Source organism: Cupriavidus sp., from assembly GCF_057315035.1.
This window is the reverse complement of record NZ_DBHKYV010000019.1, coordinates 31,826-54,496: the sequence shown is the minus strand read 5'-3', so window position 1 is coordinate 54,496 and position 22,671 is coordinate 31,826. Positions and strand designations below refer to the sequence as shown.

Genomic DNA, 22,671 nt, shown 5'->3' with positions numbered 1-22,671 from the left:
CCGACATGGCATTCGGATTCAGCTTCGGCGGCCTGATCTTCCTGCTGGTTCTGCTGGTGATATCCGCGTTCCGCGTGCTGCGCGAATACGAACGCGGCGTGGTGTTCATGCTGGGCCGTTTCTGGCGCGTCAAGGGCCCCGGCCTGGTGCTGGTCATTCCGGTCGTGCAGCAGATGGTGCGCGTGGACCTGCGCACCGTGGTGCTCGATGTGCCGCCACAGGACGTGATCTCGCATGACAATGTATCGGTCAAGGTCAATGCCGTGGTGTATTTCCGCGTGGTCGACCCGGAACGCGCGATCATCCAGGTCGCCAACTTCCTGGAGGCCACCAGCCAGCTGGCGCAGACCACCTTGCGCTCGGTACTCGGCAAGCATGAACTCGATGAAATGCTGGCCGAACGCGAGAAGCTCAATCTCGATATCCAGAAGGTGCTCGATGCGCAGACCGACGCCTGGGGCATCAAGGTATCGAACGTCGAGATCAAGCACGTGGACCTCAACGAGTCGATGGTGCGTGCGATTGCCCGGCAAGCCGAGGCGGAACGCGAGCGGCGTGCGAAGGTGATTCATGCCGAGGGCGAACTGCAGGCCTCTGTGAAGCTGCTTGAGGCCGCCCAGATGCTGGCGAAGCAACCCCAGGCGATGCAACTGCGCTATCTGCAGACGCTTACGCAGATTGCCGGCGACAAGAGCTCGACGATCGTGTTTCCGCTGCCGATCGATATCGTGTCGACGCTGACGGGTGGCGGGACGAAGTAGCTTTCCGGGCTGTGCAACCGGCGCGGCGACACAGACCCGGCACAATTGATCGGACACAAGCATCGGCTCATATCTGCTCTACGGACACACAAGTTCACACCTGTCTTATTGGCGTTAGGACCTGTAAAGCCTAGGATGTGGCGTGGTCGATCGGCACAGGAAATCAGTGTGCCGATCGTCCTTCCATCGCACACATCGAGGCGCGCCATGACCGTATCCGGGCAGTTCAGCTGGTTCCTGTTCAACATCGCGATTCCATTGCTCGCGCCGTTGGCACTGCTGCCGCTTATCAAGCTTCCGTACTTCTTTCGCAAATACAGCCGGGGCATTGTCATGCGCGCAATCGAGCATGGGCAAATGCTGTGGGCGGTCATTCCGATGAGTGCAAGCGCCTGCAACTTGCTAGCACAACACATGGGCGGGAATTCCGCGAACCAGGACCTCATGTGGATGGTCATGTGCGGCCACATCGTCATTATCGTACTTGCGGCGGGAATGGTACTGCTTGGCGCAATGGAGTCCTGCCTAACGACTCAACCGGGAACGAGTGGCCGCCCAAACCTGATTCTCAGGGCATCGCTACTCTTGACATGCATAAGCGCGGGTGGTCACTTCGCGGGCTACTCCTATCTGATCCAGCCGACCATGTCTTGAGAAAATACTCTTCGCTCTGCTGGCACTCTCACCACTGAACAACATGATGAATGGAGGTTGTAATGGAACGATTTCTTATCCGGCTTGCGACAGACAAAGAGTTTCAAGGAAAGGTCCTCATGCCGGCGGTCTACATCGTCAGTGCGTACTCCTTGTCGACTACCGCCTGGATGCTCTTCGAAGTGTTCACGCGCTGAAGCGATCTCCGGACGAAAAAAAGCGCCTGCAGTGCAGGCGCTTTTTTGTCACGCTAGGCCAATGCTGATCAGCAATATCAGACCTTGGCGGACACCCACTCGGTGACACCTGCAAGGGCCGCCGGCAGGTTTGCCGGATCGGTACCACCGGCCTGCGCCATGTCCGGACGGCCACCGCCCTTGCCGCCGACCTGCTGGGCAACGAAGTTGACCAGTTCACCGGCCTTGACCTTCGACGTCGCGTCAGCGGTGACGCCGGCGATCAGGCTGACCTTGCCGTCGGCCACGGCCGCCAGCACGATGGCCGCGCTCTGCAGCTTGTCCTTGAGCTTGTCCATCGTCTCGCGCAGCGTCTTCACATCGGCGCCTTCGAGCTGGGCCGCCAGCACCTTCAGGCCCTTGACGTCCACCGCCTGCGATACGAGCTCATCGCCTTGCGACGAAGCGAGCTTGCTCTTGAGCTTTTCGAGTTCCTTCTCGAGTGCGCGGACCTGGTCTTGCACCTGGCCGATGCGCGGCACCAGTTCCGACGGCTGTGCACGCAGTGCGGCGGCAGCTTCGTTCAGGCGCGCGTCGAGCGATTGCAGATAGTGCAGCGCGTTGTCGCCGGTAATGGCTTCCACGCGGCGGATACCTGCGGCAACGCCAGCTTCCACGACGATCTTGAACAGGCCGATATCGCCGGTGCGCATTACGTGGGTACCACCGCACAGTTCCTTCGAGGAACCGATCGACAGCACGCGAACATCGTCCGCGTACTTCTCGCCGAACAGTGCCATGGCACCGCTCTTGACCGCATCGTCGAACGGCATCACGGCCGCCACGGTGGCTTCGTTGCGCAGGATCTCGGCGTTGACGATTTCCTCGATCTGGCGGATCTGGTCATCGGTCAGCGGTGCATTGTGCGAGAAGTCGAAACGGGTCTTGTCCGGATCGACCAGCGAACCCTTCTGCTGCACGTGGGTGCCCAGTACCTCGCGCAATGCCTTGTGCATCAGGTGGGTTGCCGAGTGGTTGCGCACGGTGCGCGCGCGACGCACGGCGTCGACCTGCGCGGCCACGGTGTCGCCCACCTTGAGCGCGCCATTGGCCAGCGTGCCCTGGTGGCCGAACACATCGGCCTGCACCTTGGTGGTATCGGCCACGTTGAACACGGCGGCGCCGGCCACCAGCGTGCCCTGGTCGCCAACCTGGCCACCGGACTCCGCATAGAACGGCGTGTTGTCGAGCACGACCACGCCGGTCTGGCCCGGCTGCATCGTATCAACGGCTGCGCCATCGACATACAGCGCAATCACGCGTGCGCCTTCCATGCTCAGCGCGTCATAGCCGTGGAACACGGTCTTGTCGCCCGAGTACTCGAGGCCGGCTGCCATCTTGAACTTGCCGGCGGCACGTGCCTGCTCGCGCTGACGGGTCATCGCGGCATCGAACGCGGCTTCGTCGACGGTGATTTCCTGCTCGCGCGCCACGTCCTGGGTCAGGTCGAGCGGGAAGCCGAACGTATCGTGCAGCTTGAACGCCAGTTCGCCGTCCAGCACCTTGCCGCCGCGCGTCTTGAGTTCGGTCACGGCAGTGTCCAGGATCGACATGCCGTTCTCGATCGTCTCGAAGAAGCGCTCTTCCTCGGCCTTGAGCACTTCGACCACGCGGGTCTCCGCGTCGGCCAGTTCCGGATAGGCTGCGCCCATCTGCACCACCAGTTCGGCCACGAGCTTGTGGAAGAACGGGGTCCGCTGGCCAAGCTTGTAGCCGTGACGGATGGCACGGCGCACGATCCGGCGCAGCACGTAGCCGCGACCTTCGTTGCCCGGAATCACGCCGTCGACGATCAGGAACGAGCACGCGCGGATATGGTCGGCAATGACCTTCAGCGAATTCTGGTTCAGGTTGTCGCAATGCGTTTCACGGCCAGCCGCCTTGATCAGGGCCTGGAACAGGTCGATCTCGTAGTTGCTGTGCACGTGCTGCAGCACGGCGGCAATCCGCTCGAGACCCATGCCCGTATCCACGCACGGCTTGGGCAGGCGCGTCATGTTGCCCTGCTCGTCGCGGTTGAACTGCATGAACACGAGGTTCCAGATCTCGATGTAGCGGTCGCCGTCTTCTTCAGGCGATCCCGGGGGGCCGCCCCACACTTCCGGACCGTGGTCGTAGAAGATTTCCGAGCAAGGACCGCACGGGCCGGTGTCGGCCATCTGCCAGAAATTGTCCGACGCGTAGCGCGCGCCCTTGTTGTCGCCAATGCGCACGATGCGCTCGGTCGGCACGCCCACTTCCTTGGCCCAGATGTCGTAGGCCTCGTCGTCCTCGGCGTACACGGTCACCCACAGCTTTTCCGCGGGAAGCTGGTAGACCTTGGTCAGCAGTTCCCAGGCGTAGTTGATCGCGTCACGCTTGAAGTAGTCGCCGAACGAGAAGTTGCCGAGCATCTCGAAGAACGTGTGGTGACGTGCGGTGTAACCCACATTCTCAAGATCGTTGTGCTTGCCGCCGGCACGGACCGAGCGTTGCGACGACGTGGCGCGCGAATACGGACGCTTGTCGGTGCCCAGGAACACGTCCTTGAACTGCACCATGCCCGAATTGGTGAACAGCAGCGTCGGGTCGTTCGCCGGCACGAGGCTGGACGAGCGGACCACCGTATGGTCCTTCGACTCGTAGAACTGCAGGAACTTGCTGCGAATGTCGGAGACTTTCATGTTGTATCGGGCGCATCCCACGTCGTGGCAGGGCGCAGTCAGTCAGGTTGGATTTGCAAACCGTTGATTATACGGGCAAGCCCCGTCCCGGGGCAGGTGCGCTGGGCACGGTGTTGGCGCACCGCACGGCGCGCTGCCTGCCGGCCGCGGATTGTCCGGTTATCGCCCACGGAAGACCCGTAGATGCGCGCCCGGCGTGCATCGGCCAACTACGCCGGTGATAGAGTGCTGGCTCCTCAGACCTGCCAGCCGTGACCGCCATGGGAGCCTTAAGCCATCTTCGCGTCCTTGACCTGACCCGCGTCCTCGCCGGGCCATGGTGCGCCCAGAACCTTGCCGATTTCGGCGCCGACGTGATCAAGATCGAGCGCCCCGGCGCTGGCGACGACACGCGCATCTGGGGCCCGCCCTGGCTCAAGACCCCGGACGGCCGCGACACGGCGGAAGCCGCCTACTACCTGGCCGCGAACCGCAACAAGCGCTCGGTGACCTGCGACATCAGCACGCCCGAAGGCCAGCAACTGGTACGCGACCTGGCGGCCCAGAGCGACGTGGTACTCGAGAACTACAAGGTCGGGCAGTTGAAGAAGTACGGCCTGGACTACGAATCGCTCAAGGCCGTCAAGCCGGACATCATCTATTGCTCGGTCACCGGCTTCGGCCAGACTGGCCCGTATGCCCAGCGCCCCGGCTACGACTTCATCATCCAGGGCATGGGCGGTTTCATGAGCCTGACCGGCGAACGCGACGACCTGCCCGGCGGCGGCCCGCAGAAGGCCGGCGTGGCGATTTCGGACCTGATGACGGGCCAGTACGCCACCATTGCCGTGCTGGCCGCGCTGGCCCACCGCGAGCGCACCGGCGAAGGCCAGTACATCGACATGGCGCTGCTGGACGTGCAGGTATCGATGCTGGCCAACATGAACACGAACTACCTGGCCAGCGGCGTGGCGCCAAAGCGCTGGGGCAACGCCCATCCGAACATCGTGCCCTACCAGACCTTCCATGCCGCCGACGGCTGGATCATCGTCGCGGTGGGCAACGACGGGCAGTTCCGCAAATTCGTGACCGCCGGCGGCCACCCGGAGCTGGCCGACGACCCGCGCTTCGCCACCAACCCGCAACGCGTGGCGCACCGCGACGTGCTGGTACCGATCCTGGCCGAGATGGTGGCTCCGCGTACCCGCGAGCAATGGATCCTGGATCTCGAGCGCGCCGGCGTGCCCTGCGGCCCGATCAATACGCTCGACGAAGTCTTTGAAAACGAACAGGTAGTGTCGCGCGGCCTGCGCGTGGACCTGCCGCACCCCACGGCCGGCACGGTCCAGCTGGTGGGCAGCCCGATGAAGATGAGCGCCACGCCTCCCGAGGCGCTGCGCCACCCGCCGTTGCTCGGGGAGCACACCGATATGGTGCTTGGCGAGACACTCGGCTACAGTGCCGAACACATCGCCGCCCTGCGCAACAAGGGTGTGGTCTGACTCCGCACCCCAGGTCGCACTCCAGGTATTACCCGGCTGCCGTTTGACCTCGAACGGCCCGGGCAGACCCGCGGGCAGGTGATCATGGAAGTTTTCCCCACCAAGAGGAGAATTCATGCTGACCGATGCCCTGCTCGCATTCCTGCACTTCACGGCCATCTTCGTGCTGATCACGCTGATGGCTGCCGAAGCCGTGGTACTGCGCCCGGACATGAGCCCGGCCACCGTGCGCCGCCTGTCGCTGTACGACCTGTTCTATTTCATTTCGGCAATGGTGGTGCTGGCCACCGGCCTGCTGCGGCTGTTTTATGGCGCCAAGGGCCTGGATTTCTATATCCACAATCCGTGGTTCCACGCCAAGATGACGGTATTCGTGGTGATCGCGCTGTGCTCGTTGCCGCCTACGTTCGCCATCGCAAAGTGGCGCAAACAGTCCAAGAGATTGCCCGACTTCGTGCCGACTCCCGCCGAGATCAAGAAGGCCCGGCGCTGGGTCATGATCGAGGCCCATCTGCTGATCCTGCTGCCGCTGTGCGCGGTGATGATGGCGCGCGGCATCGGCATCCGTTGAATCCGCTACAGCTACGTATCCATGCCGGGGCGCAATGTACGCGCCGGCACATCGATTCCCGATCCTTCCATTTTTTCCACGTTTGACATGCTGAAGACCCTGCTCACGGCAGCCCAGTCGCTCGCGCTGGCTGCCTCGCTTGCCTGCGCCGCACCGGTGCAAGCCGCTACCGCCAACTGGCCGACCAAGCCGATCCGCTTCGTGGTGCCCTATCCCGCCGGCGGCCCGCTCGATACCGTGGCGCGCGCCATTGGCGAAAAGCTGCGCGACAGCCTGGGCCAGCCCGTGGTGGTGGAGAACCGGCCCGGTGCCGGCGGCAACCTTGGCGCCGACTACGTGGCCAAGCAGCCTGCCGACGGCTACACGATCGTGATGGGCGCGGTGGCCACGCATGCGATCAACCCGACGCTGTTCGCGAAGATGCCCTATGACCCGGTCAAGGACTTCGCCCCGATCACGCTGGTAGCCGATGTTCCGAACGTGCTGGTGATGCATCCGGGCAAGGCCGCCGAACTGCACATCAACAGCGTGCGCGACCTGGTGGAATATGCGCGCAAGCATCCGGGCAAGCTCGACTATGCATCGGGCGGCAACGGCAGCGCGGGACACCTGTCCGGCGAACTGTTCAAGAGCATGGCGCACGTCAGCATGGTCCATATCCCGTATAACGGCGCCTCGCCCGCGCAGTTGTCGGTACTGTCCGGACAGACCGACCTGATCTTCGACAACCTGGCCTCGGCATCGGCCAATATCAAGGCCGGCAAGCTCAAGGCCTTCGCGGTGACCACGCCCGCCCGTGCGGCGTCGTTCCCGGAACTGCCGACGATTGCCGAAGCGGGCAAGGGACTGGGCCTGGAAGGCTTCGACATCTCGACATGGTTTGGCGTCCTGGCCCCGGCCGGCACGCCGCGCGAGATCGTCGAACGGCTCAATCACGATATCGTGGCAATCCTGAAGACCGACGACATGAAGGCGCGCCTGGCACGCATCGGCGCGCAACCCGCGCCGACCACGCCGGAGCAGTTCGCGGCGCTGATCCAGCGTGAACTGAAGAAGTACGGCCAGGTGGTCAAGGTTTCGGGCGCGAAGGTGGACTGAGCGATCCGCGCGCCTTGTCGCGCTGGCGCCAGACACGGTCCTTGTGGTCCCTGGCGTCTTCCGCCGCATTGCGCGGCAGCAACAACCCCACCTGTGTGATGCGTGGCCCGTCCATGCGGGTCACGGTCAGGCGCAAGCCGGCAATCTCCACCGCATCGCCTTCCACCGGCGGCGACGGAAACACGGCCAGCATGGCTTCTTCCAGCGTCCGTGCCTGCTCGGTCGGGGTCAGTTCGCGCGTGCCATAGAGCGCCGCCACGTCCGCCAGCCTGGCCTGGCCGTCGAGCAGGAAATCATGCGCGACCTGGTCCCATGCCGGCGGCCGGGCCGGCGTCAGGAACAGCCGCGACAACAGCGGCACCGACCCGCCCGGCGCCAGCACGGAAACAATGTCGCCGGCACGCAGGACCACCTGGTCGAGCGGCACCAGCGCACCGTCGCGCGCGACCGTCACCAGCCGGCTGCGCGGCGGCAATTCCACCTGGTCCGCACGCAGGTCTTCCATCGATGAACTGGCGGCAACCTGGAACTGCATCAGTTCCAGCGCCGGTGCCCGCGTGCCGCGCAGGCGTTCGCGTGACAGCGGCTCGTCGTAGGCGGGCCGCAGCACACGCCCGAGCCGCGCCGCCAGCGCCACGGTGGTGCCCTGGCACAGCAGGCTGGCCAGCACCACGGCAAAGGCCACGCGGAACAGCAGGCCAGCATCTTCCATGCCCTGCAGCAGTGGAAACAGCGACAACACGATCGGCACCGCCCCGCGCAAGCCCATCCAGGCAACGAAGCCTTTTTCGCGCGCATTGAAGCGGAACGGCAGCAGCGACACAAAAACGGCAACCGGCCGCGCCACGAACATCAGGAACAATGCCACCGCCAGCGCGGGAACGGCAATGTCCCAGATCCGGTGCGGCGTCACCAGCAAGCCAAGCAACAGGAACATCGCCGACTGGGCCAGCCATGCCATGCCGTCCATGGCGCGCAGGATATCCTCGCTCACCGCCCGATCGCGGTTGCCGACGATCATCCCGGCCAGGTAGACCGCCAGGAAACCACTGCCTCCGGCGGATTGCACGATGGCCCAGACCATGCAGCCGGCAGAGCAGATCAGGATGGCCTGCAGACCTTCGGCAACATTGACGCGCTCCATGACGTTGGCCATGCAATAGCCCAGGCCTACGCCCAGCAGGCCACCAACCCCGAACTGCACCACCAGCCGCAGCGCCAGCGCGCCGGCAGACAACCCTTGCGGGGCCGTGATCCACTCGATCAACGTCAGCGTCAGGAAGATGGCCATCGGATCGTTGATGCCCGATTCGATCTCGAGCACGCTGGCCACACGTTCCTTGAGCCGGATACCGCTGCTGTTGAGCAACGAGAACACCGCGGCCGCATCGGTGGAGCCGACAATGGCGCCAAGCAGCAAGCCAAGCTTCCAGTCGATGCCGAGCACCCATGTTGCAAACATTCCGACCAGCGCGGCGGTCAGCAGGACGCCCACCGTGGCCAGCGACAGTGATGGCCGTAGCGCGACGCGGAACGTGGCATAGCGCGTACGCAGCCCGCCGTCGATCAGGATCACGGCCAGCGCGATATTGCCCACCAGGAAGCTCAGCCAGGTATTCGAGAACCGGATGCCGCCCGGGCCATCCACGCCGGCGGCCATGCCCACGCCAAGAAAGACCAGCAGGAACGGCACGCCGAAGCGCGCCGAGAACACCCCGAGCACGATGCTCAGGGTCATCACCACGGCGCCGAGCAGGATGGCATGGTCGATGGTTTCCAAGCGGGCTCCCTTCCGATTTGCGTGTGCGTCAAGGCATGCGCCAGTGCCGTCGATCTTAGCTTACGAAGCAGGCCCGCTTCTGTCCGGCTCAGTCCGGTTCAGTCCAGTCGCAACCTGCCACCCGCCCCTTGATCCCTACCTGCCGCCATGCACGTTTTCCCTGCACTTTTCCTTGTATCGTCAACGACTTACCGAATGCTTTCAGACGTCTGCGTAGGGAGATACCCTGAGGTTGCCACTTTATGCAGACATATGAAAGGTAGCTGAAAGGATGCGCTTTTACCTTCCACCCTGCCGCGAGTGGGGGAGCCTTTGTCGCGACGATTTCAAGCAGTCAATATCGAGGAGAATCATTTTGCGCATACGTAGCCAAAAGGACTTTGCCTCCGGCCTGATGTTCATTCTGGTCGGTCTGAGCTTTTCCTTCGTCGCCCGTGGCTATTCCATGGGAACAGCCGCCAAGATGGGACCGGGATACTTCCCGTTCTGGCTCGGCATCGTGCTCGCCTTGCTGGGCGCGCTGGTAACGTGGGGATCGCTGTCCTCCAAGGCCGAGGAAGATCACCTGGCTCGCTGGGACCTGAAAATCCTGTTGTGGATCCTGGGTGCCGTGGTGCTGTTCGGCCTGCTGCTCAAGCCGCTGGGCATGGTGCTGTCGGTGGTGGTACTGGTGCTGGTCTCCTCGATGGCCAGCCATGAATTCAGCTGGAAGGGAGCCATCCTGAACGCGATCATCCTGGTCGTGATCAGCATGGGTGCCTTCGTGTACGGCATCAACCTGCAGATGCCGGTGTGGCCGGCCTTCCTGGCAAGCTAAGGAGACGCGCCTCATGGAACTGTTAGCCAACCTCGGACTGGGCTTCTCGACCGCCCTGTCTTTCCAGAACATCGCGTACGCGTTCCTGGGCTGCGTGCTCGGTACGCTGATCGGCGTGCTGCCGGGCCTGGGCCCGCTGGCCACCATCGCGATGCTGCTGCCCGTGACCTACACGCTGCCCCCGGTGGCCGCGCTGATCATGCTGGCCGGTATTTACTACGGCGCCCAGTACGGTGGTTCGACCACCGCCATCCTGGTGAACCTGCCTGGTGAATCGTCGTCGGTGGTGACCACCATCGACGGGTACCAGATGGCGCGGCGCGGTCGTGCCGGCGTGGCACTGGCTACGGCTGGCCTCGGCTCGTTCTTCGCCGGCTGCGTGGCCACGCTGATCCTGGCCGCATTCGCGGCCCCGCTGTCGGAACTGGCGTTCAAGTTCGGCCCCGCCGAATACTTCTCGCTGATGATCCTGGGCCTGATCGGTGCCGTGGTGCTGGCATCGGGCTCGCTGGTGAAGGCGATCTCGATGATCGTGCTCGGCCTGTTGCTGGGTCTGGTCGGTACCGACGTGAACTCGGGCGCCGCGCGCTTCTCGTTCGACGTGCCAGAGCTGACTGACGGCCTGAACTTCGTGTCGGTGGCGATGGGTGTGTTCGGTTTCGCGGAAATCATCGCGAACCTGGAACAGAAGGAGGCCCGCGAGACCTTCACGGACCACGTGACGAACCTGTTCCCGACCAAGGAAGATTTCAAGCGCATGATTCCGGCTATCCTGCGCGGCACGGCACTGGGTTCGATGCTTGGTATCCTGCCGGGCGGCGGTGCGGCACTGGCTTCGTTTGCAGCGTACTCGCTGGAAAAGAAGACGTCGAAGTATGCGCATGAGTTCGGCAAGGGCGCGATCGAAGGCGTGGCGGGTCCGGAATCGGCCAACAACGCCGCGGCACAGACGTCGTTCATTCCGCTGCTGACGCTCGGTATTCCGCCTAACGCCGTGATGGCGCTGATGGTGGGCGCGATGACGATCCACAACATCCAGCCGGGTCCCCAGGTGATGACCAGCAACCCGGCGCTGTTCTGGGGCCTGATCGCTTCGATGTGGCTCGGCAACCTGATCCTGATCATCCTGAACCTGCCGATGATCGGTATCTGGGTGAAGCTGCTGAAGGTGCCTTACCGCTACCTGTACCCGGCCATCCTGACGTTCTGCTGCATCGGCGTGTACTCGGTCCAGAACACCACGTTCGACGTGTTCCAGACCGCGGCATTCGGCGTGATCGGCTACCTGTTCATCAAGCTCAAGTGCGAACCGGCGCCGCTGCTGCTGGGCTTCGTGCTGGGACCGATGATGGAAGAAAACTTCCGCCGCTCGCTGCTGCTGTCGCGTGGTGACTTCAGCGTGTTCGTGACGCGTCCGCTGTCGCTGGGCCTGCTGGTTGCCGCGGCAATCCTGGTGGCGATCGTGGCGATGCCGTCGATCAAGTCCAAGCGCGAAGAAGCGTTCCAGGAAGAGTAAGAACTTCTGTTGCAGTACCCTGAAGGGCGCCCTCATGCAGATGAGGGCGCCCTTTTCCATTCATGCGCTGAACATCGTGGCGCACGCGGCGCGAATCGCCTCGGTCACATGGGCGCGGCCATGGTCGCGCCGCTCCAGCATGCCGATCGTCCGTACCGTAGGCTCCCCGCGCGCCTGCAAGGGCAGGATGCGCAAGGCCTTGTCATCGCGCCAGCGTGACCGCTTGAGCAACGGCACCACGGTCACGCCTACCTCCTGGCGCACCAGTTCCACCAGCGCCTCGATCGAGTTCAGTTCCAGGAATTCGTTGATGTGCAGATGAGCGCGGCGCAAGGCGCGCTCCACCAGTGCTCCGGTGCGCTGGGTGCGGTCGAAGCGCAGGAACGGGTTGGTGGCCAGCGCCTGCCGCGCGTCGTCGCCACTGCTGCCGCGCGCGGCAATCGCCACCAGCGGTTCGTCATAGAGTGGCGTCCAGTGCAACGTACCGGCCAGTCGCGCCGACCCCTCAACCACGAAGGCCGCATCTAGCTCGCCACTTTCGACCATCGCCGCCAGTTCGAAAGACTTGGCGCCGATCAGACGCACGTCCAGTGCCGGATAGGTGCGCTTCAACTGCGCCACCACGTGCGACAGCCCTCCCATCACCGACACCACCGCGCCGACCGCCACGGCGCCGGCCATGGCGTCGGAGCCGGCCAGCGGCAGCCGCATTTCGTCATGCAGCGCCAACATGCGCCGCGCCTGTGGCAACAGCGCGCGGCCGTCGGCGTTGAGCACTGCCACACGGCCGCTGCGGTCGAACAGTTCACGCCGCAACTCCTCCTCCAGCGAACGCATCTGCAGGCTGACCGCGGCCTGCGTCAACGCCACCTGGCTTGCCGCGGCGGCAAATGACCCGTGCTCGGCCACGGCGATAAAGGTCTTCAGAAAGCGGATCGTGCTCATTGCGGTGCGAGGTTGTCCCAAACGACGATCCACAAGGTTTTCTTGTGGATCAAGCAAGGAATATTAACTTTCATTGTGGCCGTCAGCGCGGAATAATCTGGGGTTTCCTGCCGATTTTTTATTCACCGTCGCCCCCGTCCGCACCGGAGAAGAACATGCAACACTGGCTACGCCTTCTTGGCATTGGCCTTGCCACGAGCCTGACCCTTGCCGCCGCACCGTCGCACGCCGACAGCTTTCCGAACAAGCCGATCCGCCTGATCGTGCCGTTCCCGGCCAGCGGCGCCACCGACCTGCTCGCACGCGCGATTGCCCAGAAGGTCGGCACCAATCTGGGACAACAGATTGTGGTCGACAACCGGCCCGGCGCCGGGGGCGCCATCGGCTCCGATATGGCCGCCAAGGCAGCACCTGATGGCTACACGTTGCTGATCGCCACCACCAGCACGCACTCGATCGGCCCGTACATCAACACGCACCTGCCGTACAACACCGAGACCGATTTCACGCCAATCGGCCAGGTCGCCACGGCGACCAATGTGCTGGTGGTACCGAACCAGTTGCCGGTCAAAAACGTCAAGGAACTGATCGACTACGCCAAGAAGCATCCTGGTGAACTGAACTATGCGTCGAGCGGCAATGGCACGGTGGTGCACCTGACTGCCGAAGCGTTCAAGGCGCAGGCCGGGGTGTTCATCACCCATATTCCGTACCGCGGTACCGCGCTGGCCGTGCCCGACCTGATCTCGAACAAGGTGCAGGTGCTGTTCGACAGCATCGTCTCCGGCATGCCGCACGTGAAGGACGGCAAGCTCAAGGCGCTGGCCGTGACCAGCCTCAAGCGCTCACCGCTGGCGCCCGAGTTGCCTACGGCAAGCGAATCGGGACTGCCCGGCTTTGAATCCGATACCTGGTTTGGCATCTACGGCCCCAAGGGCCTGCCGCCCGAGATCATCAACCGCCTGAATGCCGAGTTCAACAAGGCCATCCAGTCGCAGGACGTCAAGGACCGCCTGGCCAAGCTTGGCGCCGAACCGGTTGGCGGCACGCCTGCCCAGTTTGCCGCGATGGTGAAGAAAGACAGCGCCCGTTGGGGCAAACTGATCAAGGACCGCAAGATCCAGGTCGATTGAGTTTTTTCGCTCCCCTCTCCCACTCGTGGGAGAGGGGAGACCACAGTAGGTGTTTTACACAACGAGACAGGCCATGCAGAACTTCAACTGGACCAACCCCTACCCCACCGTGCGTATTCCGCTGTTCGCGCGCAACGTGGTATCGACCTCGCATCCGCTGGCCGCGCAGGCTGGCCTACGCATGCTGCTCAAGGGCGGCAATGCCGTGGACGCCGCGATTGCCGCGGCTGCGGCCATCACGCTGGTGGAACCGGTGTCGTGCGGCCTGGGCAGCGATGCGTTTGCGATCCTCTGGGATGGCAAGGAGTTGCATGGCCTGAACTCGTCGGGCGTGGCACCTGCCGCCTGGAATACCGACTACTTCAAGAACAAGTACGGCGTCGATGGCAATGGCCTGGCCAACCGGCCGGTCCGTGGCTGGGATTCGGTTACCGTACCGGGCGTGATCGCCGGTTGGGCGGCATTGCATGAACGCTTCGGCAAGCTGCCGTTCGAAGACCTGATGGAACCCGCGATCGAGATCGCCGAGCGCGGCTATGCCGTGCCGCCGGTGGTCGCGCACAAGTGGGCCGCCGCGGTTCCGGACCTGAAGAACCAGCCCGGCTTTGCCGATACGTTCATGCCGAACGGGCGCGCGCCGCACGTGGGCGAGAAGTTTGTCTTCAAGGCTGCAGCCGACACGCTGCGCAAGATCGGCGCAACCAAGGGCCGCGCCTACTACGAAGGTGAGATCGCCGAGAAGATCGCCGCGTTCAGCAAGGAGTGCGGCGGCGCGATGACGCTGGACGACCTGCGCAACTACCAGCCTGACTGGGTCAAGCCCATCAGCAAGTCGTACCGTGGCCATGAAGTGCATGAGATCCCGCCGAATGGCCAGGGTATTGCCGCGTTGATGGCACTGGGCATTCTCGACCAGTTCGATGTCGGGTCGCTGCCGGTGGATTCGGTCGATTCCCAGCATTTGCAGATCGAGGCGATGAAGCTTGCGTTTGCCGATCTCTACCGCTATGTGGCCGATCCGCGCAGCATGGAAGTCACGCCCGAACAGATGCTCGACGACGCCTACCTGAAATCGCGCGCGAAGCTGATCGACATGCAGCGTGCCACGCACTTCAACTTCGGCATGCCGCGCACGGGCGGCACGATCTACCTGACCGCCGCCGATGAGAACGGCATGATGATCTCGTTCATCCAGTCGAACTACATGGGCTTTGGCTCGGGCGTGGTGGTGCCGGGCACCGGCATCAGCCTGCAGAATCGTGGCGTGGGTTTCTCGATGGATCCGAAATCGGCCAATGCCGTGGAAGGCGGCAAGCGCCCGTTCCACACGATCATCCCGGCCTTCCTGACCAAGGATGGCAAGCCCGTGATGAGCTTTGGCGTGATGGGTGGCGACATGCAGCCGCAAGGCCATCTGCAGACCGTGGTGCGCATGCTCGACTACAACCAGCAACCGCAGGCTGCCTGCTGCGCGCCGCGCTGGAAGGTCAACCGCGACTTCACGCTCGACGTTGAAGGAACCATGGACCCGAATACCGTGGCCGGCCTCAAGGACCGTGGCCACAAGCTCAAGTCGGTGGAAGACCCGTATATGGATTTCGGCTCGGGCCAGTTTATCTGGCGCCTGTCGGAAGACGCCGAGCAAGGCTACGTTGCCGCCAGCGACAGCCGCCGCGACGGCCAGGCCGTGGGTTTCTGAGCGCAGCGCTCATTGCATTCCGGTAGTACCGTAGTTGGCAGTAAGTCAGTAAGTAGTAGGCAGTAGGAAGTAGCAGTCCTGCGAGGCGCCATGGGTCAACCATGGCGCCTATTTTATTTGTGGGCCAGGACTCAGTACATCGGCAGGCTCAGGAACAGCTTGATGACCACGGCGTTGACGATGTCGATAAAGAAGGCGCCCACCATCGGCACGATCAGGAAGGCCAGGTGCGATGCGCCGAAGCGGTCGGTAATGGCCTGCATGTTGGCGATGGCCGTGGGTGTGGCACCAAGGCCAAAGCCACAATGCCCGGCGGCCAGCACCGCGGCATCGTAGTTCCGGCCCATCACGCGGAAGGTCACGAATACCGCATAGGTAGCCATCGCGGCGGTCTGCACAGCCAGGATCAGCAACATCGGCAATGCCAGCGATGCCAGCTCCCAGAGCCGCAGGCTCATCAGGGCCATGGCCAGGAACATCGACAGGCTGACATTGCCAAGCACGGACAGCGCGCGATCGAACACCGTGTACCAGCCCAGCAGCGCCAGGCCATTGCGCAATAGCACCCCAACGAACAGGACCCAGACAAAAGTCGGCAGTTCCAGCCAGCTGCCCTTGAACAGGTCCGCCAGCGCGTAGCCTGCCGTGAGGCAGACCAGGATCAGTGCAAGCGTTTCAATCAACGCCGATGCCGTGATCAGGCGCACCGCCTGTGGACTTTCGAACGTCAACGGATCGGCGCCCGCGGCACCGGCCGCGCCGGCTGCATCGGCGTCCGGTCTGGCCACGTTGCGCAACAGGTAACGCGCCACCGGGCCGCCAATCAGCCCACCAAGCACCAGGCCGAACGTGGCACACGCGACCCCAAGTTCCGTGGCATAGGACATGCCAAACTGCTCGACGAAGGTCTTGCCCCAGGCCGCGCTGGTGCCGTGCCCGCCGGACAGCGAGATCGAACCGGCCAGCAGGCCCGTGGCCGGATGCAGGCCCATCGCACTGGCCATGCCGACGCCAATGCCGTTCTGGATCACCAGCAGGCCCGCCACCACGACCAGGAAAATCCCGATCGATTTGCCACCCTGCTTCAGGCTGGCCAGATTGGCGCTCAGGCCGAGCGACGCAAAGAAGGCCAGCATCAGCGGCGTCTGGGTGCCGGTGTCGAACCTGACCTGGATATCGGCCGTGTAGCGGGCCAACGCCAGGCACAGCGCGACGATCAGGCCACCAGCCACGGGTTCGGGAATATTGAAGGCGCGTAGCGGCGCGGTGACCTGCACCAGCTTGCGTCCGATCAGCAGCACCAGGGAGGCCGCGACGAGCGTTTCGTAATTGTTGAGTTCCAGCATGACAGCGCAATCAAAAAGGTCCCATTCTTGGGATGCCGAAACCCATCGGCTATCGCCGTCTGCTTAAAACTGATCAACCTCAAGACATCTCAACTGTTCCGTTGCGCATGCACGAAACTGTGCATGGCTTTGCCGCACGACTTCCGTACACTGGCCGATCCGATACCCAGCCTTGCGGCACGACCATGGCCACCTACGCATACCGAATCGTCAACGTCTTTGCCGAATCCACGTTCGGCGGCAATCCCCTCTGTGTGTTCGAGGACGCGCGCGGCATGGACGACGCCACCATGCAGGCGCTGGCGCTGCAGTTCAACCTGTCGGAAACCACCTTCGTATTGCCGTCGGAAAAGGCCACCGCTGCGGTGCGCATCTTCACACCCGGCTACGAGATGCGCTTTGCCGGACATCCCACGCTTGGTACCGCGCATGTGGTACGCGACCTCGCCAGCACCGGCGATGCGCTGACCCTGGAATTCAAGGCCGGCGTAGTACCGGTCACCGCCGCCGGCGACCGCTGGACGCTCACTGCCCCGCATGACGGCGCACCGAAAACCGCACCCGCTGGCCTGCCCGATGCGGAGATGGCGTCGCTGCTGGGCCTGCATGCCGACGATCTCGCCAGTTCGCCGATGTGGGTCGATACCGGTGCCGATCAGCTGCTGGTGCCGCTGAAAACCCCGGAAGCAGTGCGCCGCGCGCAACCGGACAGTGGCCGACTGGAACAGTGGCCACAAAGCAGCCTCGGCCGCAAGACCGCCTATGTATTCGCGTTCGATCCGACCCAGCCGGGCAAGGTACTGGTGCGCTATTTCTTCACCAAGCAAGGTGGCGGCGTGGCCGAGGACCCGGGCACCGGTTCGGCCTGCGCCAACCTCGGGGGCTGGCTGCTGGCCACGGGCCATGCACTGCCGGCGCACTACGAGGTAGATCAGGGTGAACTGGTCGACCGCCGCTGCCGGCTGGACCTGAACGTGACCACCGAAGGCGCGATTCGCGTGGGCGGCCGCGTGATTGAATTGGGCCGGGGCACGGTGACGATCTGAATCGAGGTGCGGCATACTTGAGCCTTCGTCCGGCCTTCTCCGTCATGGAGCCGTCATATGCCATCGCACGCCATTGCCACGCTTGCCGTTCTGGAATCGTTGTACGCAGAACCGGGCGCCGCTTCACTGGCCAAGGAAGTCGACTATCTGCATCCCCATTACCGGGCGTTTGTGGAAGCCGCGCCGTTCTGCCTGCTGTCGACGATGAACGAGCACGGCGGCGACTGTTCACCGCGTGGCGATGCGCCGGGCTTTGTTCAGGTCCTCGACGACCGCACCCTGCTGCTGCCCGACCGGCGCGGCAACAACCGCATCGACAGTCTGCGCAATATCATCGCTGATCCGCGCGTGGGCCTGCTGTTCCTGGTTCCCGGCATCAACGAGACGCTGCGTATCAGCGGGACCGCCACCATCTCGACCGATCCCGAACTGATCGCGCGGTGCGTGGTACAGGACAAGGCGCCCACCACGGTACTCGTGATCACGATCCGGTCAGTGTTCTTCCAATGCGCCCGCGCGCTGGTGCGCTCGCATCTGTGGTCGAGCGACGCACAGATTCCGCGCAGCGCGTTGCCGAGCACCGGCACCATGGTGGCAACGCTGAGCCGCGATGCGATCGACGGCGAAGCCTATGACCGTGCCCTGCCGGAGCGCGTGCGCACCACGCTGTACTAGCGTCCAACGTTCAGCGCGGCAACCATTCCGGCGCATGGGTGCCGAGCGGCACCGACGGCAATGCCCAGTGCGCCGGCGTCTCCGATAGCTGCGCCGCGTGGCGCACCACGGTCAACTCCCCAAAACCGGACTCCTGTACCTCCAGCAGATCGGAGATTTCGTCGATATGCTGGTCCGGCACCGACAGGCCATCCGGCACGCGTCCGAGGCTGCGCAGCCACTGGCCGACCTGCGCCAGCGAGACCCGCACCAGCCAGCTGCCGCCCTCCGTGGCTCGCCGATGCAATGCCGCCATCGCACCAAACGCCAGCAGGTAGCCGGCCGCATGGTCGAGTACCTGCGCCGGCAGCGGCAACGGCTCGGCGCTGCCCGCCGCCTGCGCTTCATCGGCATTGAACCCGGTAGCGGTCTGCACCAGCGAATCAAAGCCACGCTTGTTCGACCACGGCCCCACATGGCCATAGGCCGACAGCGAGACGTAGACGATGCCCGGTTTCGCGCGCGCCGCGGCTTCCGGTCCGACACCGAGCTCCGCCAGTCCGTTGGGCCGATAGCCCTGCACCACCACATCCGCGCCATGCAGCAGCCGGTGCAGTGTGCGCTTGTCGTCGTGGTCACGCAGGTCCAGCTGGCACGACCGTTTGCCGCGGCCGGTGTCGATCACCAGCGGTGCGATGGCCGGCAGGTGTGGTGCCGTCACCAGCAGGACTTCGGCACCATGCGCGGCAAGCGTGCGACCGGCTACCGGGCCGGCGATGATGCGCGTGAAATCGAGTACGCGGATGCCCGTCAGCGGCCGCGCGTCGACATTGATCTCGGCATGGGGCGGCAGGGCCGGCAACGGGGTCGGCGGGGCTTCGCCGATCTTCTCCAGCATCACCGGCGGCAGGCCCTGCAGTGCCTGGGCCTGCGGATGCTTCTGCCATTCGTCGAGCGTGCGCAGTGCCGCCACCACCATGCCCGCATTGGAAGCGGCGGTCTCGAAGTCCTCGGCTTTCCACTTCGCCAGCGCGCCACGCACGGCCTCCTTGTCGTGGGCACAGTTCAGGAGGCGCAGCACGCCGTCGCGGTGATGCGGAAAGTTGGTGTGCAGGCGGACCCAGCGCCCATCGCCACACGGGTACAGCCCGGCGATCTTGTCCCAGAGATCGGGTGCCGGCCCGCCGCAGACGCGCAGGTAGCGGTCGCTGCGGAACTCGGTCAGCGCATGGCGCATGTCCACCGCCACCTGCTGCCAGCGGCCGGTGCGCTGCGCCCACAGCGCCGCGGCGGCCAGAGCCGACGCGCCCAGGCTGGCTTGCGCGGCCGTGCCGATGGCGAACGTCGATGGCAGCACCGGATCGGCGCCGGTGAGGGTCAGGTGCGCAAGCGCCTCGGGCGGCATGGCGGCGTCGCGCCACAGGCTGGCCAGCACGTCGGCGGGTGCCAGGTGGGAGGAGGTTCCGGGAACGGCGGAAGTAGCGGCATTCATGGCATATGTTCCTGCGGCGGGAATGATGGCGGCATGCGACGATAGCGTCGCACGGATCGTGCGTGGCAGCTGAAACCGTGCCGTGAATTCTGCACCACTTCCGGCGGCCGCGCTGTGAGACGATTCGGAAAATTCCGCAGTACTGCCGGGTCGCCCCGCAGGCACGGTAAAATTGCGCCATCCGAGGAACATCAGGTTCGTGACCGGGTCAATCCAGACCCGGCCCGTCCGTCCAGTTATCGAGCCGCATGTGATGCGGCGCCACCATGAGCCACGACAACAAGCCCACCGACACGCCAGCCGCCTCCAATTTCCTGCGGAGCATCATCGACCAGGACCTCGCCTCCGGCGCCTACGCCGGCCGTGCGGACCAGCAGGGCGAACCGCTGCCGACGGTCATCACGCGCTTTCCGCCGGAGCCGAACGGCTACCTGCATATCGGGCACGCCAAGAGCATCTGCGTGAACTTCGGCATGGCCCGCGACTACGCCGGCCGCTGCCACCTGCGTTTCGACGACACCAATCCGGTCAAGGAAGACACGGAGTATGTCGATTCCATCATCGACGCCGTGCACTGGCTGGGCTTCTCGTGGGACGCGAAGCAGGCCGGCGCCGCCCCGCACCTGTATTACGCCAGCGACTACTTCGACCGGCTGTACCAGTTCGCCGAGACCCTGATCGAGCGCGGCGCGGCGTATGTCGACAGCCAGAGCGCCGAGCAGATCGCGGCCAGCCGCGGCAATTTCTCGGAGCCGGGCAAGCCGTCGCCATTCCGCGACCGCACGGTCGAGGAAAACCTGAAGCTGTTCCGCGAGATGCGCGACGACAAGTACGCCGATGGCGAGCACGTGCTGCGGGCGAAGATTGACATGGCCGCGCCGAACATCGTGATGCGCGACCCGGTGCTGTACCGCATCCGCCATGCCCATCACCATCGCACTGGCGACAAGTGGTGCATCTACCCGATGTACGACTTCACGCATTGCATCTCGGATGCCATCGAGAACATCACGCATTCGCTTTGCACGCTCGAATTCGAGAACAACCGCCCGCTCTACGACTGGGTGCTGGGCCACCTGCGCGATGCCGGCGTGTTCGCCAACCCGCTGCCGCACCAGTACGAGTTCGCGCGCCTGAACCTGACCTATGCCATCACCAGCAAGCGCAGGCTCAAGCAGCTGGTGGACGAGTCGCGCGTCGACGGCTGGGACGATCCGCGCATGCCCACCATCGTCGGCATGCGCCGCCGCGGCTATACGCCGGAATCGATCCAGCTGTTCTGCGACCGCATCGGCGTGTCCAAGGCCGACAGCTGGATCGACATGAGCACGCTGGAAGGCGCCGTGCGCGATGACCTCGACGCGCGCGCGCCGCGCAGCGTGGGCGTGCTCGATCCGCTCAAGCTGATCCTGGACAACTACCCGGAAGGCCAGAGCGAGGAATGCTCGGCCCCGGTGCACCCGAAGCAGCCCGAAATGGGCCGCCGCGTGTTCCCGCTGTCGCGCGAACTGTGGATCGAGCGCGAGGACTTCAACGAGAACCCGCCGAAGGGCTACTTCCGCCTGTTCCCGGGCAACAAGGTGCGCCTGCGCTACGGCTACGTGATCGAATGCACGGGCGTGGACAAGGACGCCGACGGCAACGTGATTGCCGTGCACGCGAACTACCTGCCCGAAACCAAGAGCGGCACGCCGGGCGCCGACAGCGTCAAGGTCAAGGGCAACATCCACTGGGTCAGCGTCGCGCATGCCTATGAAGCTGAAGTCCGCCTCTACGACCGCCTGTTCAACGACCCGAACCCCGACGCCGGCGGCAAGAACTTCCTCGACGCGCTGAACCCCGATTCGAAGAAGGTGGTCACCGCCTACCTGGAGCCGGGCTTGCGCGACGCGAAGCCGGAAGACCGCTTCCAGTTCGAACGTCACGGCTATTTCGTCGCGGACCGCACCGATTCGCAGCCGGGCAAGCCCGTCTTCAATCGCACGGTCGGACTCAAGGACAGCTGGGGCAAGTGACATGGCACAGACCATCACGTTTCCGTTGGAGGGCGAGTTTGTCGCCCTGAACGACCTGCTCAAGCTGGCCGGTATCTGCGATAGCGGCGGTGCTGGCAAGGCGCTGGTCGCTGCCGGTGAAGTATCGGTGGATGGCGCGCCCGAATCGCGCAAGACCGCCAAGATCCGTGTCGGCCAGGTGGTGGCCGTGGGCGGTGCGGGCGGCATCCGTATCAAGGTCGTGGCTGCCTGATGCGGGATCGGCTGCCGCCACCGCGGCAGCCGTTGTCGTTGCCTTTGTCTCATCAGCCATAAGGTGGTGGCGGTCCACGCCGCCATGGCACCAAACCACGCAAGGAGCTTCAATGCCGATCGCGTTCTGGTGTGTACTGCTGGCGGGCCTGATGCCCGTCCTGACGGTCGGAATCGCCAAGGCCGGGAGCCGCGGCGGCTTCGACAACCATGACCCGCGCGCATGGCTGGAGAAGCAGAGCGGCCGCGCGCGGCGCGCGGACATGGCGCATCGTAATCACTTCGAGGCGTTTCCATTCTTTGCGGCCGCGGTGCTGAGCGCCACGTACCTGTCCGCCCCGCAGGCGCGCATCAATGAACTGGCGATGGTCTTTATCGCCGTTCGCATCATCTACACGATCTGCTACCTGACCGATCGCGCCACGCTACGCACGCTGTGCTGGACCATCGGGTACCTGACCGTCATCGGCATCTTCCTGTTGCCGGTTTTCGTCCACTGAATTCACCGAGTTCGTTAGAACCGCTCCCATGCC

The 22,671-nt window shown here is 64.2% G+C and carries 19 protein-coding genes; 14 read left to right on the top strand and 5 right to left on the bottom strand.

What is annotated here, in order from left to right; all coding sequences use genetic code 11:
• Nucleotides 1-5 precede the first annotated feature (5 nt).
• On the top strand, nt 6-761 hold the full coding sequence (locus ACO550_RS21735) for a slipin family protein (RefSeq protein WP_315594820.1): 756 nt from the start codon (nt 6-8) through the stop codon (nt 759-761).
• Nucleotides 762-968: 207 nt separating this feature from the next.
• Entirely contained in the window at nt 969-1,415 is a 447-nt protein-coding gene (locus ACO550_RS21730) for a hypothetical protein (RefSeq protein ID WP_315594821.1), read from the top strand.
• 274 nt (nt 1,416-1,689) lie between these two features.
• Here ACO550_RS21730 and alaS read toward each other — a convergent pair whose 3' ends face one another.
• Nucleotides 1,690-4,314: an alanine--tRNA ligase gene (gene alaS / locus ACO550_RS21725; RefSeq protein ID WP_315594822.1), complete on the bottom strand. Its 2,625-nt coding sequence runs from the start codon at nt 4,312-4,314 to the stop codon at nt 1,690-1,692.
• 260 nt (nt 4,315-4,574) lie between these two features.
• Here alaS and ACO550_RS21720 point away from each other — a divergent pair, with 260 nt between their 5' ends.
• The 3 genes from ACO550_RS21720 to ACO550_RS21710 all read left to right on the top strand — a co-directional run bounded on the left by ACO550_RS21720 (nt 4,575) and on the right by ACO550_RS21710 (nt 7,464).
• A complete protein-coding gene (locus ACO550_RS21720; RefSeq protein WP_315594823.1) occupies nt 4,575-5,795 on the top strand; it encodes a CaiB/BaiF CoA-transferase family protein in 1,221 nt (406 codons plus the stop codon).
• A gap of 115 nt (nt 5,796-5,910) precedes the next feature.
• Nucleotides 5,911-6,366 (top strand): DUF2214 family protein, encoded by a 456-nt coding sequence (locus ACO550_RS21715; RefSeq protein ID WP_315594824.1) that lies wholly within the window; start codon nt 5,911-5,913, stop codon nt 6,364-6,366.
• 87 nt (nt 6,367-6,453) lie between these two features.
• A complete protein-coding gene (locus ACO550_RS21710; protein ID WP_315594825.1) occupies nt 6,454-7,464 on the top strand; it encodes a tripartite tricarboxylate transporter substrate-binding protein in 1,011 nt (336 codons plus the stop codon).
• On the opposite strand, the gene ACO550_RS21705 is transcribed toward ACO550_RS21710, so the two are convergent.
• Complete coding sequence (locus tag ACO550_RS21705) at nt 7,436-9,244, bottom strand: potassium/proton antiporter (RefSeq protein ID WP_315594826.1); 1,809 nt, start codon at nt 9,242-9,244, stop codon at nt 7,436-7,438. The genes ACO550_RS21710 and ACO550_RS21705 overlap by 29 nt on opposite strands.
• A 355-nt stretch (nt 9,245-9,599) precedes the next feature.
• Here ACO550_RS21705 and ACO550_RS21700 point away from each other — a divergent pair, with 355 nt between their 5' ends.
• Nucleotides 9,600-10,061, top strand: coding sequence for a tripartite tricarboxylate transporter TctB family protein (locus ACO550_RS21700; RefSeq protein WP_315594827.1), 462 nt, complete (start codon nt 9,600-9,602; stop codon nt 10,059-10,061).
• 13 nt (nt 10,062-10,074) lie between these two features.
• Nucleotides 10,075-11,577, top strand: a complete 1,503-nt coding sequence (locus ACO550_RS21695) for a tripartite tricarboxylate transporter permease (RefSeq protein WP_315594828.1) — start codon at nt 10,075-10,077, stop codon at nt 11,575-11,577.
• A gap of 60 nt (nt 11,578-11,637) precedes the next feature.
• Here the strand turns inward: ACO550_RS21695 and ACO550_RS21690 are convergent, their stop codons facing one another.
• The gene (locus ACO550_RS21690; RefSeq protein WP_315594829.1) at nt 11,638-12,522 is read right to left on the bottom strand and encodes a LysR substrate-binding domain-containing protein; all 885 of its coding nucleotides are present in this window, start codon (nt 12,520-12,522) and stop codon (nt 11,638-11,640) included.
• A 155-nt stretch (nt 12,523-12,677) separates the two neighbouring features.
• Between ACO550_RS21690 and ACO550_RS21685 the strand changes: the two genes are divergently transcribed.
• On the top strand, nt 12,678-13,655 hold the full coding sequence (locus ACO550_RS21685) for a tripartite tricarboxylate transporter substrate-binding protein (RefSeq protein WP_315594830.1): 978 nt from the start codon (nt 12,678-12,680) through the stop codon (nt 13,653-13,655).
• A 73-nt stretch (nt 13,656-13,728) separates the two neighbouring features.
• The gene (gene ggt / locus ACO550_RS21680) at nt 13,729-15,354 is read left to right on the top strand and encodes a gamma-glutamyltransferase (protein WP_315594831.1); all 1,626 of its coding nucleotides are present in this window, start codon (nt 13,729-13,731) and stop codon (nt 15,352-15,354) included.
• 131 nt (nt 15,355-15,485) lie between these two features.
• On the opposite strand, the gene gltS is transcribed toward ggt, so the two are convergent.
• Nucleotides 15,486-16,700: a sodium/glutamate symporter gene (gene gltS / locus ACO550_RS21675; protein ID WP_315594832.1), complete on the bottom strand. Its 1,215-nt coding sequence runs from the start codon at nt 16,698-16,700 to the stop codon at nt 15,486-15,488.
• Between the two features lie 185 nt (nt 16,701-16,885).
• Here gltS and ACO550_RS21670 point away from each other — a divergent pair, with 185 nt between their 5' ends.
• Entirely contained in the window at nt 16,886-17,746 is an 861-nt protein-coding gene (locus ACO550_RS21670; protein WP_315594833.1) for a PhzF family phenazine biosynthesis isomerase, read from the top strand.
• Nucleotides 17,747-17,803: 57 nt separating this feature from the next.
• A complete protein-coding gene (locus ACO550_RS21665) occupies nt 17,804-18,421 on the top strand; it encodes an MSMEG_1061 family FMN-dependent PPOX-type flavoprotein (RefSeq protein ID WP_315594834.1) in 618 nt (205 codons plus the stop codon).
• Nucleotides 18,422-18,431: 10 nt separating this feature from the next.
• Here the strand turns inward: ACO550_RS21665 and ACO550_RS21660 are convergent, their stop codons facing one another.
• The gene (locus ACO550_RS21660; RefSeq protein ID WP_315594835.1) at nt 18,432-19,892 is read right to left on the bottom strand and encodes a CoA transferase; all 1,461 of its coding nucleotides are present in this window, start codon (nt 19,890-19,892) and stop codon (nt 18,432-18,434) included.
• Nucleotides 19,893-20,158: 266 nt separating this feature from the next.
• Between ACO550_RS21660 and ACO550_RS21655 the strand changes: the two genes are divergently transcribed.
• The 3 genes from ACO550_RS21655 to ACO550_RS21645 all read left to right on the top strand — a co-directional run bounded on the left by ACO550_RS21655 (nt 20,159) and on the right by ACO550_RS21645 (nt 22,638).
• Nucleotides 20,159-21,907: a glutamine--tRNA ligase/YqeY domain fusion protein gene (locus ACO550_RS21655; RefSeq protein ID WP_315594836.1), complete on the top strand. Its 1,749-nt coding sequence runs from the start codon at nt 20,159-20,161 to the stop codon at nt 21,905-21,907.
• A 1-nt stretch (nt 21,908) separates the two neighbouring features.
• Nucleotides 21,909-22,139: an RNA-binding S4 domain-containing protein gene (locus ACO550_RS21650; protein ID WP_315594837.1), complete on the top strand. Its 231-nt coding sequence runs from the start codon at nt 21,909-21,911 to the stop codon at nt 22,137-22,139.
• Between the two features lie 112 nt (nt 22,140-22,251).
• Nucleotides 22,252-22,638, top strand: a complete 387-nt coding sequence (locus ACO550_RS21645; protein ID WP_315594838.1) for an MAPEG family protein — start codon at nt 22,252-22,254, stop codon at nt 22,636-22,638.
• The last annotated feature ends 33 nt before the right edge of the window (nt 22,639-22,671 follow it).

Coding starts and splice junctions, on each gene's coding strand:
- ACO550_RS21735 (WP_315594820.1), top strand. CDS start 6: ATGGCATTCGGATTCAGCTTCGGCGGCCTGATCTTCCTGCTGGTTCTG.
- ACO550_RS21710 (WP_315594825.1), top strand. CDS start 6,454: ATGCTGAAGACCCTGCTCACGGCAGCCCAGTCGCTCGCGCTGGCTGCC.
- ACO550_RS21655 (WP_315594836.1), top strand. CDS start 20,159: ATGAGCCACGACAACAAGCCCACCGACACGCCAGCCGCCTCCAATTTC.
- ACO550_RS21715 (WP_315594824.1), top strand. CDS start 5,911: ATGCTGACCGATGCCCTGCTCGCATTCCTGCACTTCACGGCCATCTTC.
- gltS (WP_315594832.1), bottom strand. CDS start 16,700: ATGCTGGAACTCAACAATTACGAAACGCTCGTCGCGGCCTCCCTGGTG.
- ACO550_RS21685 (WP_315594830.1), top strand. CDS start 12,678: ATGCAACACTGGCTACGCCTTCTTGGCATTGGCCTTGCCACGAGCCTG.
- ACO550_RS21690 (WP_315594829.1), bottom strand. CDS start 12,522: ATGAGCACGATCCGCTTTCTGAAGACCTTTATCGCCGTGGCCGAGCAC.
- ACO550_RS21650 (WP_315594837.1), top strand. CDS start 21,909: ATGGCACAGACCATCACGTTTCCGTTGGAGGGCGAGTTTGTCGCCCTG.
- ggt (WP_315594831.1), top strand. CDS start 13,729: ATGCAGAACTTCAACTGGACCAACCCCTACCCCACCGTGCGTATTCCG.
- ACO550_RS21660 (WP_315594835.1), bottom strand. CDS start 19,892: ATGAATGCCGCTACTTCCGCCGTTCCCGGAACCTCCTCCCACCTGGCA.
- alaS (WP_315594822.1), bottom strand. CDS start 4,314: ATGAAAGTCTCCGACATTCGCAGCAAGTTCCTGCAGTTCTACGAGTCG.
- ACO550_RS21670 (WP_315594833.1), top strand. CDS start 16,886: ATGGCCACCTACGCATACCGAATCGTCAACGTCTTTGCCGAATCCACG.
- ACO550_RS21730 (WP_315594821.1), top strand. CDS start 969: ATGACCGTATCCGGGCAGTTCAGCTGGTTCCTGTTCAACATCGCGATT.
- ACO550_RS21695 (WP_315594828.1), top strand. CDS start 10,075: ATGGAACTGTTAGCCAACCTCGGACTGGGCTTCTCGACCGCCCTGTCT.
- ACO550_RS21645 (WP_315594838.1), top strand. CDS start 22,252: ATGCCGATCGCGTTCTGGTGTGTACTGCTGGCGGGCCTGATGCCCGTC.
- ACO550_RS21665 (WP_315594834.1), top strand. CDS start 17,804: ATGCCATCGCACGCCATTGCCACGCTTGCCGTTCTGGAATCGTTGTAC.
- ACO550_RS21720 (WP_315594823.1), top strand. CDS start 4,575: ATGGGAGCCTTAAGCCATCTTCGCGTCCTTGACCTGACCCGCGTCCTC.